Annotated in this window: 16 protein-coding genes and 2 tRNA genes; 7 read left to right on the forward strand and 11 right to left on the reverse strand. The window is 62.4% G+C overall.

Annotated elements, in window-relative coordinates; genetic code table 11:
- Positions 1 to 152: 152 nt before the first annotated feature.
- Positions 153 to 1556, reverse strand: coding sequence for an MATE family efflux transporter (locus VG99_RS13175; RefSeq protein ID WP_044500647.1), 1404 nt, complete (start codon positions 1554 to 1556; stop codon positions 153 to 155).
- A gap of 79 nt (positions 1557 to 1635) precedes the next feature.
- Here VG99_RS13175 and VG99_RS13180 point away from each other — a divergent pair, with 79 nt between their 5' ends.
- The gene (locus VG99_RS13180; RefSeq protein WP_044500649.1) at positions 1636 to 2172 is read left to right on the forward strand and encodes an elongation factor P hydroxylase; all 537 of its coding nucleotides are present in this window, start codon (positions 1636 to 1638) and stop codon (positions 2170 to 2172) included.
- A 68-nt stretch (positions 2173 to 2240) separates the two neighbouring features.
- Entirely contained in the window at positions 2241 to 3398 is a 1158-nt protein-coding gene (pdxB, locus tag VG99_RS13185; protein ID WP_044500651.1) for a 4-phosphoerythronate dehydrogenase PdxB, read from the forward strand.
- A gap of 460 nt (positions 3399 to 3858) precedes the next feature.
- Here the strand turns inward: pdxB and VG99_RS13190 are convergent, their stop codons facing one another.
- From VG99_RS13190 to VG99_RS13200, 3 genes are all read right to left on the reverse strand, one after another.
- Complete coding sequence (locus VG99_RS13190; protein WP_044500653.1) at positions 3859 to 4047, reverse strand: PA1571 family protein; 189 nt, start codon at positions 4045 to 4047, stop codon at positions 3859 to 3861.
- Between the two features lie 253 nt (positions 4048 to 4300).
- Positions 4301 to 5194, reverse strand: coding sequence for a protease HtpX (htpX, locus tag VG99_RS13195; RefSeq protein ID WP_044500655.1), 894 nt, complete (start codon positions 5192 to 5194; stop codon positions 4301 to 4303).
- 349 nt (positions 5195 to 5543) lie between these two features.
- The gene (locus tag VG99_RS13200; RefSeq protein ID WP_044500657.1) at positions 5544 to 6755 is read right to left on the reverse strand and encodes a pyridoxal phosphate-dependent aminotransferase; all 1212 of its coding nucleotides are present in this window, start codon (positions 6753 to 6755) and stop codon (positions 5544 to 5546) included.
- A 118-nt stretch (positions 6756 to 6873) separates the two neighbouring features.
- Here VG99_RS13200 and msrB point away from each other — a divergent pair, with 118 nt between their 5' ends.
- Together msrB and VG99_RS13210 are read left to right on the forward strand one after the other, a co-directional pair.
- The gene (msrB, locus tag VG99_RS13205; RefSeq protein ID WP_044500659.1) at positions 6874 to 7266 is read left to right on the forward strand and encodes a peptide-methionine (R)-S-oxide reductase MsrB; all 393 of its coding nucleotides are present in this window, start codon (positions 6874 to 6876) and stop codon (positions 7264 to 7266) included.
- A 508-nt stretch (positions 7267 to 7774) separates the two neighbouring features.
- Positions 7775 to 8668 carry an ATP-binding protein gene (locus VG99_RS13210; RefSeq protein WP_044500661.1) on the forward strand — a complete coding sequence of 298 codons (894 nt, stop codon included), beginning with the start codon at positions 7775 to 7777 and terminating at the stop codon, positions 8666 to 8668.
- A 297-nt stretch (positions 8669 to 8965) separates the two neighbouring features.
- On the opposite strand, the gene VG99_RS13215 is transcribed toward VG99_RS13210, so the two are convergent.
- Both VG99_RS13215 and VG99_RS13220 read right to left on the reverse strand, forming a co-directional pair.
- Complete coding sequence (locus tag VG99_RS13215) at positions 8966 to 9637, reverse strand: glutathione S-transferase family protein (RefSeq protein ID WP_044500663.1); 672 nt, start codon at positions 9635 to 9637, stop codon at positions 8966 to 8968.
- A 24-nt stretch (positions 9638 to 9661) separates the two neighbouring features.
- The gene (locus tag VG99_RS13220) at positions 9662 to 10426 is read right to left on the reverse strand and encodes a hypothetical protein (RefSeq protein WP_158023932.1); all 765 of its coding nucleotides are present in this window, start codon (positions 10424 to 10426) and stop codon (positions 9662 to 9664) included.
- Positions 10427 to 10730: 304 nt separating this feature from the next.
- Between VG99_RS13220 and VG99_RS13225 the strand changes: the two genes are divergently transcribed.
- The 3 genes from VG99_RS13225 to VG99_RS13235 all read left to right on the forward strand — a co-directional run bounded on the left by VG99_RS13225 (position 10731) and on the right by VG99_RS13235 (position 11992).
- Positions 10731 to 10806, forward strand: a tRNA-Glu gene (locus VG99_RS13225).
- A 16-nt stretch (positions 10807 to 10822) separates the two neighbouring features.
- Positions 10823 to 10898: transfer RNA gene (locus VG99_RS13230), tRNA-Gly, on the forward strand.
- 164 nt (positions 10899 to 11062) lie between these two features.
- A complete protein-coding gene (locus VG99_RS13235; protein WP_044500666.1) occupies positions 11063 to 11992 on the forward strand; it encodes a ZIP family metal transporter in 930 nt (309 codons plus the stop codon).
- 245 nt (positions 11993 to 12237) lie between these two features.
- Here VG99_RS13235 and VG99_RS13240 read toward each other — a convergent pair whose 3' ends face one another.
- The 5 genes from VG99_RS13240 to VG99_RS13260 form a co-directional block, all read right to left on the reverse strand.
- On the reverse strand, positions 12238 to 12654 hold the full coding sequence (locus VG99_RS13240) for a PA2817 family protein (RefSeq protein WP_044500668.1): 417 nt from the start codon (positions 12652 to 12654) through the stop codon (positions 12238 to 12240).
- 324 nt (positions 12655 to 12978) lie between these two features.
- Positions 12979 to 13368 (reverse strand): VanZ family protein, encoded by a 390-nt coding sequence (locus VG99_RS15555; RefSeq protein WP_052508806.1) that lies wholly within the window; start codon positions 13366 to 13368, stop codon positions 12979 to 12981.
- A 235-nt stretch (positions 13369 to 13603) separates the two neighbouring features.
- Positions 13604 to 15694 (reverse strand): YjbH domain-containing protein, encoded by a 2091-nt coding sequence (locus tag VG99_RS13250; protein ID WP_044501653.1) that lies wholly within the window; start codon positions 15692 to 15694, stop codon positions 13604 to 13606.
- A 37-nt stretch (positions 15695 to 15731) separates the two neighbouring features.
- Positions 15732 to 16517, reverse strand: coding sequence for a capsule biosynthesis GfcC family protein (locus VG99_RS13255; protein WP_052508807.1), 786 nt, complete (start codon positions 16515 to 16517; stop codon positions 15732 to 15734).
- Positions 16514 to 17167, reverse strand: a complete 654-nt coding sequence (locus VG99_RS13260) for a YjbF family lipoprotein (protein WP_044500670.1) — start codon at positions 17165 to 17167, stop codon at positions 16514 to 16516. The genes VG99_RS13255 and VG99_RS13260 overlap by 4 nt, the downstream gene beginning before the upstream one ends.
- Positions 17168 to 17175: the final 8 nt, after the last annotated feature.

The raw sequence follows: 17175 nt of genomic DNA on the forward strand, positions 1-17175 counted from the left end.
TCACATACCAAACCGGGGCGCCCGGTGGGCGCCAATCGCGGCGAGGTCGCCCCTCCTACAGAAAAACTTGCTGATGGCACGACCTGTAGGAGGCGCGCCCTCGCGGCGATTGCTATCAGCCAGCACGGAGCAGCCGGCACGGAGCCCTCCCATCACCCCACCAAATGACTCCGCTCCAATGGAAACCGCTTCTTCCGCCGCCCGCCAATAATCGCCAGCCGCACCGACAGGAACAACGCCGCTGCACTCAAGCCGATGATCAGCCCCTTCCAGAACCCGGCCGGGCCTTGGGCGGGGCCGGCCAGGTCGGTGAGACCGAGGATGTAGCCGCTGGGCAGGCCGATCAGCCAGTAGGCGACCATGGTCAGCACCATGGGAATGCGCGTGTCCTGGTACCCGCGTAGCGCCCCCGCACAGGCCACCTGGACGGAGTCGGAGAACTGGTACAGCGCTGCGTAGAACAGCAGGGCGGTCGCCAGGGAAAGCACTTCGGGGTTGTTGGTATACAGCCGCGGCAGCAGCTCGGCGGCGAGGTAGAAGCTGGTCGCCGCCAGGAAGGCAAAGCCCAGCGCCACGGCAATCCCCACCTTGGCCGCGAACAGCCCAGCGCGGGCGCCGTCCATGCCCAGGCTATGGCCCACCCGCACGGTAATCGCCAGCCCCAGGCTGAAGGGCACCATGAAGACGATGGACGTCAGGTTCAGTGCAATCTGGTGACTGGCCACCACCACCGCGCCCAGGCTGCCGATCAGCAGGGCGATCAGCGCAAACATGCTGGTTTCGGAGAACAGCGAGATACCAATCGGCAAGCCCAGCCCCAGCAGGTGCCGCTGCACCGGCCACTTGGGCCACTCGAACCGCTCGAACAACTTGCAGGCATCGTACAGGGCCGAGCGCTTCAGATAGACCAGCATGCAGCCCAGCATGAACCACATCACCAGGGTGGTAGCCACGCCGCAGCCTACGCCACCCAGTGCCGGCAGACCAAACTTGCCATAGACCAGCACATAGTTGGCCGGCACGTTCAGCACCAGGCCGAGAAAGCCGATGATCATGGTCGGCTTGGTACGCGACAGCCCATCGCTCAGTCCGCGCAGCGCCTGGTACATACCCACCGCCGGAAAGCCCAGCGCCACGGCCTTGATATAGTTCACCGACTTGGGAATCAGCTCCTCCTGCACCCCTGCCCAATGCAGCAGCGGCTCGACAGAGAACAGCGCCACCGCGCAGAGTACCCCGATCCACAACCCCAGCCAGACCGCCTGGCGCACCAGGGGCCCGGTTTCCCCCAGGCGACCGGCACCGTTGCTCGCGGCCACCTTCGAGGTGATGATCATCAACACACCGGTCAGAAACAGGAAGGTCGGCACCCAGAACGAGTTGCCCAGCGCCACCGCGGCCAGGTCGACAGCGCTCACCCGCCCGGCCATGGCCGTGTCGACAAAACCGAGCAGGGTATGCGACATCTGCGCCGCGACAATGGGCAGGGCAAGCCAGATCAGCGCGCGCAATTCTGTTACACTGCGGCGCCAGCGGGATGGGGTGTTTCGAGTCATTTGGGGTTCACGCCTTGGTGAAGCGGCATTGGAAAAAAGCAGACCATCCTATCAACTTGCCGAATATTGTCCATCATCCATGACCCACGATTGCCAGGACCTGATCCGCCTGTTTGCGGCCTGTTTTGCCGCCGATTTCAACACCCGCCTGGTGGGCGGTGGGGCCGAGCCGATCTACCTGCCGGCCGACGCCGACGACCCCATGCACCGCATCATCTTCACCCAGGATTATTACCGCAGTGCACTGCACGAGATCGCCCATTGGTGCGTGGCCGGGGCGGCGCGGCGGCAGCAGGTGGACTTCGGCTACTGGTATGCACCGGATGGCCGCAGCGCCGATCAGCAACATGCCTTCGAGCAGGTCGAGGTCAAACCCCAGGCGCTGGAATGGCTGTTCTGCGCCGCGGCGGGCCATCCGTTCCGCGTCAGTCTGGACAACCTCAGCGGCGAAGCCACCGACCCGACGCCCTTCAAGACCCGCGTCGTCGAGCAGGTGCATGCCTATTTGCACCACGGCATACCCGAGCGCCCGGCGCGTTTTATCGATGCGCTGCTGATGCACTATCGGCCGCAGGCCACACTGCAGGCAGCGGACTTCAGCCTCGACCACCTCTAAGCCAGCCGGCTGGACAGGGCGCGGAACCACTCCGACAATGAACACATCGCCCATCACGGACCCGCACCATGCATATAGTCGCTGACGAAAACATCCCCCTGCTCGACGAATTCCTCGGCGGCTTCGGCCGTCTGACCCGCCTGCCCGGGCGTTTGATCGACCACACCTCGGTCAAGGACGCCGATGTGCTGCTGATCCGCTCGGTCACCCGGGTCGATGCCGCCATGCTCGCCGGCACCCCGGTGCGGTTCGTCGGTACCTGCACCATCGGCACCGACCACCTGGACCTGCCGGGGCTCGCCGCGGCGGGTGTCGTCACAGCCAGTGCGCCGGGCTGTAATGCCCGCGGGGTGGTGGAATACGTGCTGAGCTGCCTGTTGGCGCTCGCCGAGCGCAGCGCCAGCGCCTGGCAGGACAAGCTGGTGGGGATTGTCGGGGTGGGGGAGGTCGGCTCGCGCCTAGCAACCACCTTGCACGCCCTGGGCATCGACACCCTCTGCTGCGATCCGCCCCGGGCGGCGCAGGGCGCAGAGGGAATGGTCACCCTGGATGAGCTGATCAGCCGCTGCGACGTCATAAGCTGCCATGTGCCCCTGACCCGTGAAGGCCCAGACGCGACCTATCATCTGTTCAACGAACAGCGCCTGCGGGCACTGCGCCCCGGTACCTGGCTGATCAACAGCAGCCGCGGCCCGGTGATCGACAATACCGCGCTCAAGGTCGTACTGCAGGATCGTCCTGATCTGCTGGTCGCGCTGGACGTCTGGGAAACCGAACCCCTGGTCGACCCGCAGCTGGCAAGCCGCTGCGCCCTGGCCACACCGCATATTGCCGGTTACAGCCTGGATGGCAAACTGCGCGGCACGGCGCAGATCTACCAGGCGCTGTGCCAGTTCCTCGACCTGCCGGCCACCCTGACCCTGGAGCAACTGGCACCGCGCACTGGCGCCGGCCAGTGGATCATGGAACCCGGCACACCCGCCGACTGGCTACTGACCCGAGCGCTGCGCTACATCTACGACGTCCGCGACGACGACGCCCGCCTACGCGCCATGCTCGCGCAGGCCGCAACGGACCAGGCCAGTAGGGAAGGGTTTGATCGACTACGCAAGGACTACCCCCTGCGCCGCGAATGCAACCTGCTGCGCATCAACACAGCAGCATCCGAACCCCAAATCATCCGTCGGCTGATTGCGGCGGGGTTTGCGGCGGATGATGAGACTTGATGTGAGGATTTGAGCTGCCAGCGAGTGCGCAATGTACGAGCTGGTGCTCGAACATCCCAGGCATAGCCCAGCGTGACCCTGGGATTGTCGAGCACCAGCTCGACAGCGGCCTAGCCGGCTACTCCGCTGGGCCGGGATGGAACCCGGCCCTCCCAGGATGCTGCACCCCCGGTGATACGAGCTGGGTGCTCGAACCTCCCAGAGCACAGTCCGGCGTGTCCCTGGGATTGTCGAGCACCAGCTCGACAGCGGCCTAGCTGGCTACTCCGCTGGGCCGGGATGGAACCCGGCCCTCCCAGGATGCTGCACCCCCTGTGATACGAGCTGGTGCTCGAACCTCCCAGGGTGCAGTCCGGCGTGTCCCTGGGATTGTCGAGCACCAGCTCGACAGCGATCCCGCCTTAAACTCCCCAAGCCAGGGCAACTACCCCGGCCTCCAAACCAAAAAAACTAAAAAACCTCAGCGCGCATTAGCCGCCTGCGGGGCGACCCATTGTTGATCAAGTTCTTCACAGGCCTGCTGAATCATGCGTTCGGTAATGGCGATCTCGCGGCCATTCTCGTCCACCAGAAATCCCCGTGCCTGCAGAGACGGGCGGGGCAGGAATTCGGTAAGGGAACGCGGCTTTTGCTGTACCTGTAGACTCATGATCTTCTCCAAATCAGTTCTAATCGGGTAAATGCCGACAACTCTGCGATGTCTGACATAAACGAAGCATAGACGAAAGTTGTGACCACGGGATGACAGAATATTTCCCGAGAACCTTTGGAGAGTGATTCGTGAGCGGTCAAAAAAAGCGGGGTGAAAAGCGGAGAGCAGCGAAAGGATAGGGGTGGCGCCGAAAGGTAGACCTGGGCGCCACCTCAAAAAAAACCCGGAGCACAAGGCTCCGGGCAGGCTATCAGCGGTAGTTACCCGCCCGCAGCGCAGCAATGCGCTCTTCCAGCGGCGGGTGGGTCATCAGCAGGCCGGCAAGGCCGTTCTTCAGGTTGCCGTTGATGCCGAAAGCAGTCATCTCACCGGGCATTTCCACGGCAATACCCTGTTCCGCCCGCAGCCGCTCCAGCGCCGCGATCATGTTGCCGCTGCCGGTCAGCTGCGCCGCCGCCGCGTCGGCGCGGAATTCGCGCTGGCGCGAGAACCACATCACGATGATGCTCGCCAGGATGCCCAATACCAGCTCGGCTACGATGGTCGAGATGAAATACCCGATCCCCGGACCATCGCCCTCGTTACGGAACACGGCGCGGTCGACAAAGTTACCGATGATCCGCGCAAAGAACATGACAAAGGTGTTTACCACGCCCTGGATCAGGGTCAGGGTCACCATGTCGCCGTTGGCCACGTGGCCAATCTCGTGGGCCATGACCGCACGGATCTCGTTGGGACTGAAGCGCTGCAGCATCCCCTCTGATACCGCGACCAGCGACGCGTTCTTGTTCCAGCCGGTGGCAAAGGCGTTGGACGCCCGCGACGGGAAGATACCCACCTCCGGCATCCCGATGTTGGCGTCGCGCGCCAGTTCGGCAACGGTATCGACCAGCCACTGCTCCTGGCGGGTCTGCGGCTGGGTGATGATCCGGGTGCCCGTGCTGCGCTTGGCCATCCACTTGGACAGGAACAAGGAAACAAAGGAACCGGCAAAACCAAAGACCGCACAGAAAATCAGCAACGAGGTCAGATTCAACCCGCCCTGACCATCATGGGTACTACCCACACCCAACAGGCTCAGGGTGACACTGGCAACCAGCAAGATGGCAAGGTTGGTTGCCAGAAAAAGCACAATACGCATCATTTAAGTGAAACTCCTAGGGCTATTCAGCTAGGCGTATATTTGGGGTTGGCCGAGGCGGATTCAATCGGCGTTCTGTATCAAAGCGTGTCGGGCGGAAGCGGGGCAGAAGGGGATCTGCTCACACGGTCTTGCTGACTGCGCGAACTGGTTGGCGGTATCGCTTGCTCGCAGGAATGCACCCCAACCGTAGGAGGCGCGACCTCGCGGCGACGTTGGCCGTTAGGACAACCAATATCAGCGGGCACGGTGTTGCAGGATGAACCCCAAACCCCGGGGCGTCCTTCGGCCGCCGGTCGCGGCGAGGTCGCCCCTCCTACCAAGATCATCTTGCTCCGCACCAATCCCCCGCCTACTGCCTATACCCATGCAAGAAATTGGCAATCCGCCCAATCGCCGTTTCCAGATCATCCTTGCGGGGCAGGGAGACGATGCGGAAGTGATCCGGCCAGGGCCAGTTGAAGGCGGTGCCCTGCACGACGAGGATCTTTTCCTGCAGCAGCAGGTCCAGCACCATCTTTTCGTCGTTGTGGATCGGGTACATCTTCGGGTCCAGTTTCGGGAACAGGTACAGCGCGCCCTTGGGCTTGGTGCAGCTCACGCCGGGGATGGCGTTGAGCAGTTCCCAGGCAGTGTCGCGCTGCTCCAGCAGGCGGCCGCCAGGCAGGACCAGGTCGTTGATGCTCTGATACCCGCCCAGCGCCGTCTGGATCGCATGCTGCGACGGCACGTTGGCGCACAGGCGCATCGACGACAGGATTTCCAGGCCCTCGATGTAGCTGGCCGCCTTCTGCTTCGGCCCGCTGATGATCATCCAGCCCGAGCGAAAGCCCGCCACGCGGTAGGATTTCGACAGCCCGTTGAAGGTCAGGCACAGCAGATCGGGAGCGATAGCGGCAAAGGAGTCATGCACGGCATCGTCATACAGGATCTTGTCGTAGATCTCGTCCGCCAGCACCAGCAGCTTGTGCTCGCGGGCCACTTCGGCCAGTTGCTCCAATACTTCCCGCGGGTAGACTGCACCGGTCGGGTTGTTCGGGTTGATCAGCACCAGGGCCTTGGTCTTGGGGGTGATCTTGCTGCGGATGTCGTCGATATCCGGGAACCAGTCCGACTGCTCATCGCACAGGTAATGCACCGGCTTGCCGCCGGACAGGCTCACCGAGGCAGTCCACAGCGGGTAGTCCGGCGCCGGGATCAGCACCTCATCGCCATTGTTGAGCAGCGCCTGCATCGCCATCACGATCAGCTCGGACACACCGTTACCCAGGTAGATGTCCTCGATACCCACACCCTGGAAATTCTTGGTCTGGCAGTAATGCATCACCGCCTTGCGCGCCGAGAACAGCCCCTTCGAATCACTGTAGCCCTGTGCGGTGGGCAGGTTGAGAATCACGTCCTGGAGGATTTCCTCGGGCGCTTCGAAACCGAAGGGCGCCGGGTTGCCGATGTTCAGCTTGAGAATCCGGTGGCCTTCCTCTTCGAGGCGTTTGGCATGGCGCAGGACGGGCCCGCGAATGTCATAGCAGACATTGGCCAATTTATTGGACTTGCTAACCTGCATGATACTTACCTGTAAATCATCGGGTGGGGTGGGGGCTGTAAACGCGTAAGCAAAGCGAGCATCATACGACTGCGGTTCAGGCGAAGAAAGCCCGAACACACAATCTTGCGGAGGAAATATGGACAAAGTAATCAAGTCGGACGACGCCTGGCGCGCCCAATTGGATGACGCCCAGTATCAGGTTTGCCGACTCAAGGGGACCGAACGGCCATTTTCCGGCGCCTATCACCTCAAGGGTGAGCCTGGCCAGTACCACTGCGTGTGCTGCGACGCGCCCCTGTTCGACACCGACACCCAATTCGACGCCGGCTGCGGCTGGCCCAGCTACTACGCCCCCGTCAGCGAAGACGCCGTCACCACCAGCGAAGACTACAGCCACGGCATGCACCGCACCGAAGTCCTCTGCGCCCGCTGCGACGCCCACCTGGGCCACGTCTTCCCCGACGGCCCACCGCCGACAGGGTTGCGGTACTGCATCAACTCCGTGTGCCTGCGGCTGGAGCCGCGCTAGGCTTCAGCACCGGCTTGATCCCCGGGAGGTTCGAGCACCAGCTCGTACCATTGCGGAGTCAGCCGGAAACGCCTGAGCAGCCGGATATCACGCTGTCGAGCTGGTGCTCGACAATCCCAGGGGCGAGGCTCCCAGCGAGTTGCAGCGCTGGCCGGCAGACTGCTTCCTGGGAGGGCCGGGTTCCATCCCGGCCTGCGAGTTCTCCTGCGACTCCGCTGGTCGAGATGGAACTCGACCGGGTCGCGCTCGACCTTCCCAAGCACGGCGCGCTTCCTGTAGATCCGACTCTGGCCGGCAAACTCGAGCTCCCTGGGAGGTTCGAGCACCAGCTCGTACCATGCGAGCTAGCCGGAAACGCCTGAGCAGCCGGATATCCCGCTGTCGAGCTGGTGCTCGACAATCCCAGGGGCCCTCACAAGCGAGTTATAGCCCCGCTGTTGACCCATCCCCGTTTTTCCTCTTCCATAGCAAGCACATCGCCTCTCTTCACTTGCCAGGAAAGTCACCCATGCCCGACATCTCCAACGCCGATTTCATGCAGCGTATCGTTTCCTTTCTCGACCGATACGAGCAGAGCCTGCCGCCGGTGCCCCCGGTGATCGATTGGCAGGTCACCCCGGCTGCGCGTTGGGTGGGGCAGGGGGATGGGGGGTGGCTCAAGCCGTTGGCGATCACCGCCGGGCATGGGCTGGATGATCTGGTCGGTGTAGACCGGCAGAAAGCCTTGCTGGCCGCCAATACCGAGCAGTTCGTCAAGGGGCTGCCAGCCAATAACGCGCTGCTTTGGGGCGCGCGGGGGACAGGCAAGTCGTCGCTGGTGCGGGCGCTGTTGGCCGCCTGGGCGGACCAGGGGTTGCGCTTGATCGAGATCGACAAGGACGACCTGGTGCACCTGCCGGCGGTGGTGGCCCAAATAGCCGACCAGCCCTGGCGCTTTCTGCTGTTCTGCGACGACCTGGCCTTCGAGGCAGGCGACAACGCCTACAAGACGCTGAAAACCGTGCTGGATGGCTCGGTGGAAGCCACGCCCGACAACCTGCTGCTCTACGCTACCTCCAACCGCCGCCACCTGCTGCCGGAACAGCGCAGCGACAATCTTGGCGCCAGCATGGTCGATGGCGAATTGCATCCGGGCGAGGCGATTGAGGAGAAGATCGCGTTGTCGGACCGGTTTGGGTTGTGGGTCTCGTTCTATCCGTTCAGCCAGGACCATTACCTTGATGTGGTGCGGCACTGGTTGACCGTCATGGCGGCGGAGCATGGCCTGCAGTGGGAATGGACCGAGGAGTTGCAGAAGGAAGCCATCCGCTGGGCCCAGGCGCGGGGGAATCGTAATGGGCGATGTGCGTGGCAGTTTGCGCGTTCGTGGGTGGGGAAGGCGATGTTGGGTAGCGCGGGGTGAGCTAGTTGTCGCCGTTGGCGAGGGCAATTCAGCCCAGAGCACAGCCCAGACCCAGGTTTGGTAGGAGCCCCGCCTCGGGGCGATGTGCCGTTATCAGCGCGCAGCGGGGCAGGGCAGGCGCAACCTCAGGACCCATTGGGCGCCATCGCGACGGAGTCGTTCCTCCTGCAATTTGAAGATCAACGGGTGCCGTTGCTGGTAGAGACGCCGAGACCGGTTTTGTAGGAGCCCCGCCTCGGGGCGATCCGAAGTTTCAGACTGGCGCCGATCTGAACCGGCGCCGCCACAGGTCCTTACTTACTGCGCAACGGGCTCGCGAGCATGGGCCATGCCCACAATCTGATGCTCCGCCGGCAACAACGCACTCACACTGGAACGGGAAGTCACCCGGCTCAGCAGCGAAGACAGCCCCGGCCACGCCTGCTCATCAATCAACTCCCCCGCGTGGGCGAGGTTGATCAGTTGGCTGCAGACGGCGATGTCGGCCATGCTGAACTGCTCGCCGAGAAAATAATGCTTGTCCCCCAGCTGGGCTTCCAGATACGCCAGCAGCGGCGGCAGTCGGTCCTGCAGGGCCTGTTGCACCGCCGCTTCGTCGACGGGTTTGCCGATCAGGCGGTGTACCACGCGATTGAAGAACACAGTAAAGGTCGCCACCGGCGCCAGCTCATAATCCGCATACTTCTCCAGCCACCGCACCCGCGCAGCTTCCGCGGGGGTGCTGCCATACAGGCGGATACCTTCGCGAGTTTCCTGCAGATACTGGGCAATCACGCTGGAGTCGGCCAGGCTCAGGTCGCCGTCCCTGATTGCGGGGATGCGGCCCAGCGGGCTGATCTCGTAATACCAGCCGGGCTGGTTGAAGGGCGGTTGGTCGACCAGTTCATGCTCGATGTTCTGCTCAGCCAGGAGAATGCGGATCTTGCGAACGAAGGGCGAGAGGATCGCCCCGTAGAGAGTCAGTGCCATGGAGTGGGTTCCGTAAGCGGTAAATCAGTCATCGTACAGCGCTTTTTTCTTCCAGGCCTGGTCATCTTCTTCCAGCGCCAGCACGCCGGCATCCAGCTCGGTGGCACCGGGGGCACCCTGTTCCTGCTGCCGCACCGCCTGCTCCGCATTGATCAGCAGTTGCCGGAATACTGCCAGCTGCCCTTTGTCGGATTGCTGGTCCTTGGTCAGGAAGGCGATGGCGCGCTCATACTGCAGCTTGGCTACCCGCGGCTTGCCCATCTGCAGCGCCGTAGTGGCGATTGCCTGGAACATGGTCAGGGTGGTCTGCTGCAGGTGCTGGCGCAGCACCTGGCTCCAGCGATGGAAGGCGGGGCCGTCCAGGCTGCCGTCCTGCTGGGACTGCTCCAGCACCCGCAGCAGGTCGCTCAGGGTCTGCTTGGCCCGCTGCGCGGTCGCCTCGTCAGTGATCACCACCGGTGCGTTGGTGATGCGCAGCTCGCCCTTGTCCAGTTGCTGGCGGATGGTCTGCAGCTGTTCGGCGTGGGCTGGCTGTTTACTGTCCAGCCGCACCAGGCGTTCCAGCAGCGCCGCCTGGATGCGCAGCAGCAGCGTCTTCAACTCGATGGTCATGAACTGGCCGGGCAGCTCGTCAGCAACGGCTGAGATGTGCTTCCAGCGGGCCTGTAGCTCGGCTACCGCACGGGCACGTTCCAGGCGGGCGCGTTCCACGGCCTGGTTAAGCAGGCCGATGCCGACAAGTATTATCAGGCCGCCGATTACAAGTGCAGCTATAAGCATGGGGGACACGGGGAGGGCTCCATGGACACAGGCATATCGTTATGCCATAACCCTTGCGCCAATACAATCCGCTGGAACGACCGTTGACCTGGCGATCTTTCGATACTGTGACCAGACTCTCATCTGCGCTGCAGGCCGCGGATTTCGCGGGGGTACTGATAAATATGAAAAAAACCTGAAAAAAGATTGGTTTGAGGGGTTGACGACCCCCAGGCCCATGCCTAAAATGCGCGCCACTTGCAGCGAACAACGCAACGCGGAGAACGCAGCAAGTAGCCAAGGTTGATACCTCGGCACTGTGAAGACCGGATACGTCCCCTTCGTCTAGTGGCCTAGGACACCGCCCTTTCACGGCGGTAACAGGGGTTCGAGTCCCCTAGGGGACGCCACTTCGGCGTCAGATTTGCGGGAATAGCTCAGTTGGTAGAGCACGACCTTGCCAAGGTCGGGGTCGCGAGTTCGAGTCTCGTTTCCCGCTCCAAATACAGGAAAGCCGTCCATTGGACGGCTTTTTTGTGTCTTGAATTCGGCATTCGCCGCCTCGATACATTTTCTCAATGATGCGCTTGCACTGAATCAACGTGGCAAGCGGTTGTCACCTGATAGACTCACGCATACCGCAGCTCATTGGCGAAAGTAGCGATCATGGAAAAAACGATTTCTCTGGCAGCAGAATTGCGCAGTGCCTGGGTAGACCAGGCGCAGCGCAGCCCCTACATCTCCTTTGGCCTGGCCGGCGCCGTGCTGATCATCATGGTCCTGATCGCCGCCAGCATCATCAGCGCCGTGAGTGGTGGCAACAGCCTCAACCTGCGCCATGCGCTGCTGGGCGGCACCGCCGGCTTCGCCGCCACCTCCCTGGGGGCCTTCCTCGGGCTCACCATGAAGACCATCACCATGCGCCGCCAGGACAGCATGCTCGGCTTTGCCGCCGGCATGATGCTCGCCGCCAGCGCCTTCTCGCTGATCCTCCCGGGGATCGCCGCGGCGGAGGATATCCTCGGCAACAGTCTGGCCGCTGCGGCAACGGTGGTGATCGGCCTGGGCCTGGGCGTGGTGTTGATGCTGGGGCTCGACCACTTCACGCCGCACCACCATGAAATCAGCGGCCGACATGGCCCTGAATTTGACCGCATTAGCCGGGTCTGGCTGTTCGTGCTGGCCATCACCCTGCACAACATTCCGGAAGGGATGGCAATTGGGGTGGGCTTTGCGGGTGGGGATATGGCGGTCGGCCTGTCACTGGCCTCAGCCATTTCGATCCAGGATATCCCCGAAGGCCTGGCCGTCGCCCTGGCGCTGCGTACTACCGGCCTGTCACCTCTGCGGTCCACCCTGGTAGCAGCCGCCACCGGCCTCATGGAGCCCCTGGGCGCCTTGATCGGTATCGGCATGTCCAGCGCCTTTGCCGTGGCCTACCCGGTCAGCATGGGCCTGGCAGCGGGCGCGATGATCTTCGTCGTCTCCCACGAAGTCATCCCCGAAACCCACCGCCACGGCCACGAGACCCACGCTACCATCGGCCTGATGGTTGGGTTTGGAGTGATGATGTTCCTGGATACGGCGTTAGGGTGATAGAGAGGCGGCTGGCCTGCGGGCCAGCCATCGCCACGGGGCGCGGCTCTTACAGGGCTGGGTTTCGACAGCAGAGTTCTTCCGTGTCGGCATGGCGACGGTCGTGGTCCGCTACAAAAACTGTTTCTCGTTGTGGTCGATTTAGCAGTTTTGTAAACAATGAGAAACAGATCGAGCGGCGGCGCCGTAGGTTGGGTAGGAGCGACACCATCGCCGCGATGGCGCTCATAGAGCGCCGACCCACCTCAAGAATTGCGCAACTGCTCACTCATCAACAGCAACCGCGCCTGCTCCCAATCAAACTCCTCTCCACGGGCCTCGGCCTGGGCCTGGTGCTCGTCCAGTAGTTGATAGAGCGCGATTTCCTCATCGGGCATGAAATGCAGGCAATCCCCACCGAAGTACCACAGCAGATCCCGCGGGATCATGTGGGCGACCTGGGGGTAGCGGGTAATGATCTGGCTGATGATCTCCTGCCCGGCATAGAGCGCATCCTGCTCGCCCGCCTGCAGCTGCGTCACCAGCTCCTCGAAGCGCTCAAGGAAGAGCACATTGCTCTCCTCGGGCACCTGTGCCATCAGTACCGACTGGGCCCGCAGCGTGTCGTACAGGCTCATCAGCAGGGCCAGGTGGTAACGGTGGTAGGGCAGATTGGTGTTCATGGCAGACTCCGGGTGATAAGGGGCGAGAGTCTAGCAGACGGGGAGGTGTTTTTTGTAGGCGGGTGGTAATAGGGAGCTAAACCCCGGGCGTCCTAACGGCCGCCAATCGCGGCGAGGTCGCCCCTCCTACAACAAAATGTGGCAGCCGCACGAACCGTAGGAGGCGACCACCGATTGGGGCAGCCTCACGGGTGCCGGTCGCGGCGGTACGAAAACCTTGCTGGCTGCACCATCCGTTGTAGGAGGCGCGACCCCGCGGCGATTGCTGGCCGCAGGACAGCCATTATCAGCAGGCAGGGTGTTGCAGGCCGGGCACCAAACCCCTTACACCCCGCGCCACCGCCCCCAAATGCACTGCCACACCAATATCAACACCAACCCCGCCCCAACCCCCACGCTATTGGCATAGATATCATGGATATCCGCCGAGCGGGTAGGGTGAAAGGATTGTACGAACTCCACCGCCACGCCGACCGAAAACATCAGCACCCCGCGCAGCCACCAGCGCCAGCGCGGAAAGGCCAGGTAGCTCAGGAGAGTGCAGACGAAGAGGCCGCCGGCGTGGTAGAGCGAGTCGATCATGTTGAACTTGAACGGTGTGGGCGGCGGGCCGGGGCGCATGCCCAGGTACATGCCGAGGGCCAGGACCGAGAAGAACAGGATGCGATAGAGCAGGCGGTAGCGAGCCCAGTGGCGAAGCAGGGTTATCCACATGAGAGCGATTCAAGGTCCGGAAAAGAGGTAATACGAGGCCGGGCGTTTAACCGCTCAGGCGTCCCAGACAAGGTTGGAGTGCAGCGGAGCGAGAGATGTTCCGCGCCGGGCTGCAAATTCACATCGATCAGGCCAGCACCCCGTCCGGCATCACCGCCTCTAACAAACCAGGCGCTACGCTGGTTAAAGCGTAGCGCCTGTCTTGTTGGCCGGGTGATGACCGAAGCCCGTTGTCTCACTCCGTCATCAACCCGAAGCCATCGTTGAAGTGGTCGATGTTGCGGGCGTTGGTCATGTTGTACAGACCGTAGTGCCTGCCCAGCCGTGCGCCGCCGTCCCGGGTGAGGGGGTTCCAGGCGATGGTGCCGCTGGAGGTGGTGGAGCGGGAGAAGAAGGCGTCGAACGGGAAGGTGAAATAGATCCCCTTGTCGAAGCTACCTTCACCAAACTCCTCCGCCGACACGTTGGTGCGCGTTGCCCAGGCACCCACGGTCACGCCGTTGGCAAACCGGCGGGACAGATCCAGGGTGGCGCCGTAGTCACCGGCCAGGTAACGGCCAGCGCTACCCTTGGCGAGGATGTCCCAGAAGCGCGTCTGCGAGTAGCCCGTCACGTGCCCGGTCCAGGTGGAATAATCGCGGAAATCGAAGTCCTGACGGAATCCGCGCTGTTTCACCCAGTTGGCATCCACACCGATCGCCCAGCCGGCATCGAAGGGCCGGTACAGCACCTCACCACCGATACCGCCGAACATGCTCTCCAGCAGGCCGATATAGCCCATGGCATACACATCACGATCCAGGCGGCGGGTGTGGGTGTACTGCAGGTTCTCCAGTACCACATCCGACGTGGTCAGGTATTCACGGATGTTGGTGCGCACCTGTGGCAGTTCACTGACGCCTTCCAGCTCAAACTTGTCGAAGTTGTTGATCAGATTGACGCCCAGCTGACCCCGTACCCAGTTGTTGCGATCGAAGCGGTACTCGGCATTTGCGCGCGCCAGGAACTGATAGAGGATGAACCCGTCCGGGCCGCCCATGTTCTGCTTGTAGCCCAGTGACAGGCCCCAATCGAACTTGTCCAGCTCGGAGGTATGCACCACATCCTTGGCCACTACGCTGGGCGTGGCATTGACGATACCGCGGCGCAGGTCCTGGGTATCCGCCGCGTTCTGCTCGTACTCACGCAGCCGCTGGGGATTGATGCTGGTCTCGCTGACGGCCATGCCGCGGGGCTTGTTGACCAGGGTATACCAGTCGTAGGCGCCTTCACCCAGGCTGTTATCCAGCACGCGGGAGGCGCGGGTGACGCCCTCGGCTTCGTTGCGATAGGTGCGCTGCTCGCCGGTGACGATAACTTCCCGGTCCTTGATGGCGATTTCTTCCACCTCAAAGCCGGCATTGTCTTTCAGGCGCGCGCTGACATCCGCCCAATCCACCTGCCCGCCAGCCACACCCGCAGGCAGTGAGCGGCGGGGTTCGGGTGCCGGATCAAGATACTTTTCCGGGCCACGGGCGGTTTTCAGGTTGGTGCTGAAGGAAATGCCGATCATCGCGGTATCGCCGCGCTCCCAGCCTGCGCTGATATCGATGCCTTTGCTCAGCCTGAAAATGGCGCCTATGTTTACCGGAGACTCTGCTCCGAAATCGAGATTGGGGCCGGCGTATCCGGGCTCAGACTCGTAGTCATTGCCATCAAACTCCAACTTCAGCCGCAGACGGTCCCAAGGGGTTTGGTACTCAACCCCACCAAAAAAGCCCACAGGGCCGCTGAAATAGTTATCAGTATTGAAATCGCCGCCTAGGCCAGATGAGCCGGGACGGTTATCTTCACGCACAATGCCCAGCGGGTTGCTGATGTCGCCTCGATTGCCGATATAACCCCAAGCCAGCCCGAAACTCAGGTCTAGATCAAAAAACCTTTTGTTGAAAACGAGATATTCACTCGAGAAAAGCCCGGTACCGGCAATGTCGCGAAAGCCAAGCGCAATCTGCGGTGCCCAATAAGATTCTTCCCATAGCCGAACCTTCGCATCAATCGCCTTATCCTTGTTGCTCTGGCCTCCGCCGAAGTCGCTATCTTCACCGCCATACGTCAGGTTGGTCATCGCCGTATAGCGCAGGGTGCTTTCCAACCAGGGCAACGGGGTAACCGAAATGCTGTAACGGCTGTAGGGTGACACCCGATTGGCGTTGAAGCTGAAGCCGCCGTCCTCGGCAAAACGCGCCGTGGGCGTCTGCAGCAGGCCGACGCCGCCAAAGTCGTTCTGGGTGGTACGATAACGGTCCGCCCAGGCGCTGTACGGCGCAATAGCCAAGGCCAGCAGCGCGGGTACAAAGACCAATGCCTGCTTCTTGAAGGATTTACTCACTGTAGCGGCCTCCCAGACTGTACTGGGTGGCGAGCAAGGCGGCCATGTCTTCGTTCAATTCCCTGGCTTCCGGTGACAGGGCGGCAGGGTTCACGGGCACGTAGATGACCGCGCCAACGGCGAGTGTGGCCTGCTGCTCATTCCAATGGGCAATGCCGATGCGTTCCCGGGTTCCGTCGGGCTGGATCACGTGCACAGCGTTGCGATCGGCAGCTGGGTGGGCGGGGCACTGGCGCAGATAATCCTTGAGCCGCAAGGCGGCATCAAAGGCCAGCTGACAATCGCTCGCCACCGCACCCAGTACCCGGATGGTGCTCGGACGGCGTGGGTAGACCAGCTCATCGCCGGCCTCCAGCAGATCGTTATTACTGGCGATCAGCAACTGGAACGGGTCCAGCTGGGCAACCACCCGGCCGGTAACGGGCAAACGCTCGACAAAGCTCTCCATGCGCTCCAGCAACTGCTGCAGCTCGGGGTTATTTTCCGCGCGGGCATGGAGCTTGTTGGCCCGCAGCTCATACAGCACACCAGCCTTCAAGCGCTGTTGCGGCTCGATGGCGCTCTGGCGCAGCAGGGCAGCGCCGAGCGGCCAGGCTTGCGCACTCACTTGCCCGGCCACTACGGCATCATGCAGGCGCGCGCCGGGCTGCCACTGGTATTCCCCGGGCTTGAGCACGGCGCCATCCACATAAATGGTATCGGCGGAGACGGTCGACACCAGCGCGCCGGCAGCCAAGGCCGCCACGGCAGCGCGACGCAACATACGCAGGGCGATCATGGCTGACCTCCTGCGGTTTTCAGCAAGGTGAGCTGCAGCGGCGGCAGGTCTGGCGCGATATGCTGGGTGCTGCGGCGCACCAGCCCAGTGGCGGGGTCAACCCAGTAATGGTTGGTGGCCTTGAAGTCCAGCTCCGGCATGCGAATATGCTCGTCAATCCGTTGCAATTCGTGGCGCTGGCCCATGTATTCCACCGCCTCCATCGGGCCACGCTTATACCGCGCATGCTGCCGCAGGCCAGTCAGATAACGGGCCGGGTAATCTACCTGGCGCGTTACTTCAGTGCCCTCAGCCACGTTCAGCAAGCCCAGTTGAAAGGGGTCATTGGTAGTCAGGGGAGCGTTGAAGTCAGCCGGCAAACCGGCGGTCTGGACGACACGACCGTGCTGCGTCAGCAGCATCTCGGTAATGCCGTACCATTCCACCGTGCCGCTAGCGCTGCCGTTGGTGACCAATAGCGCCTCGGCAACGCCGAGGCGGACAGACAAGGCGGGGCCGTTAACAGCATTCACCTTGTCGATGGTCACCGGCGATTCAGGCCCGGAGATGGCCAGCTTCATGGTGTCCAGTGCATCGCCCGAGAGCGAGTTGCATCCGGTCAAGCCAGCCATGGCCATGCCCAGTACGACCGTACGTAAAATGGTCTTCACCGAGAATT

This window comes from Pseudomonas saudimassiliensis (assembly GCF_000939975.1).
Lineage (GTDB): Bacteria > Pseudomonadota > Gammaproteobacteria > Pseudomonadales > Pseudomonadaceae > Halopseudomonas > Halopseudomonas saudimassiliensis.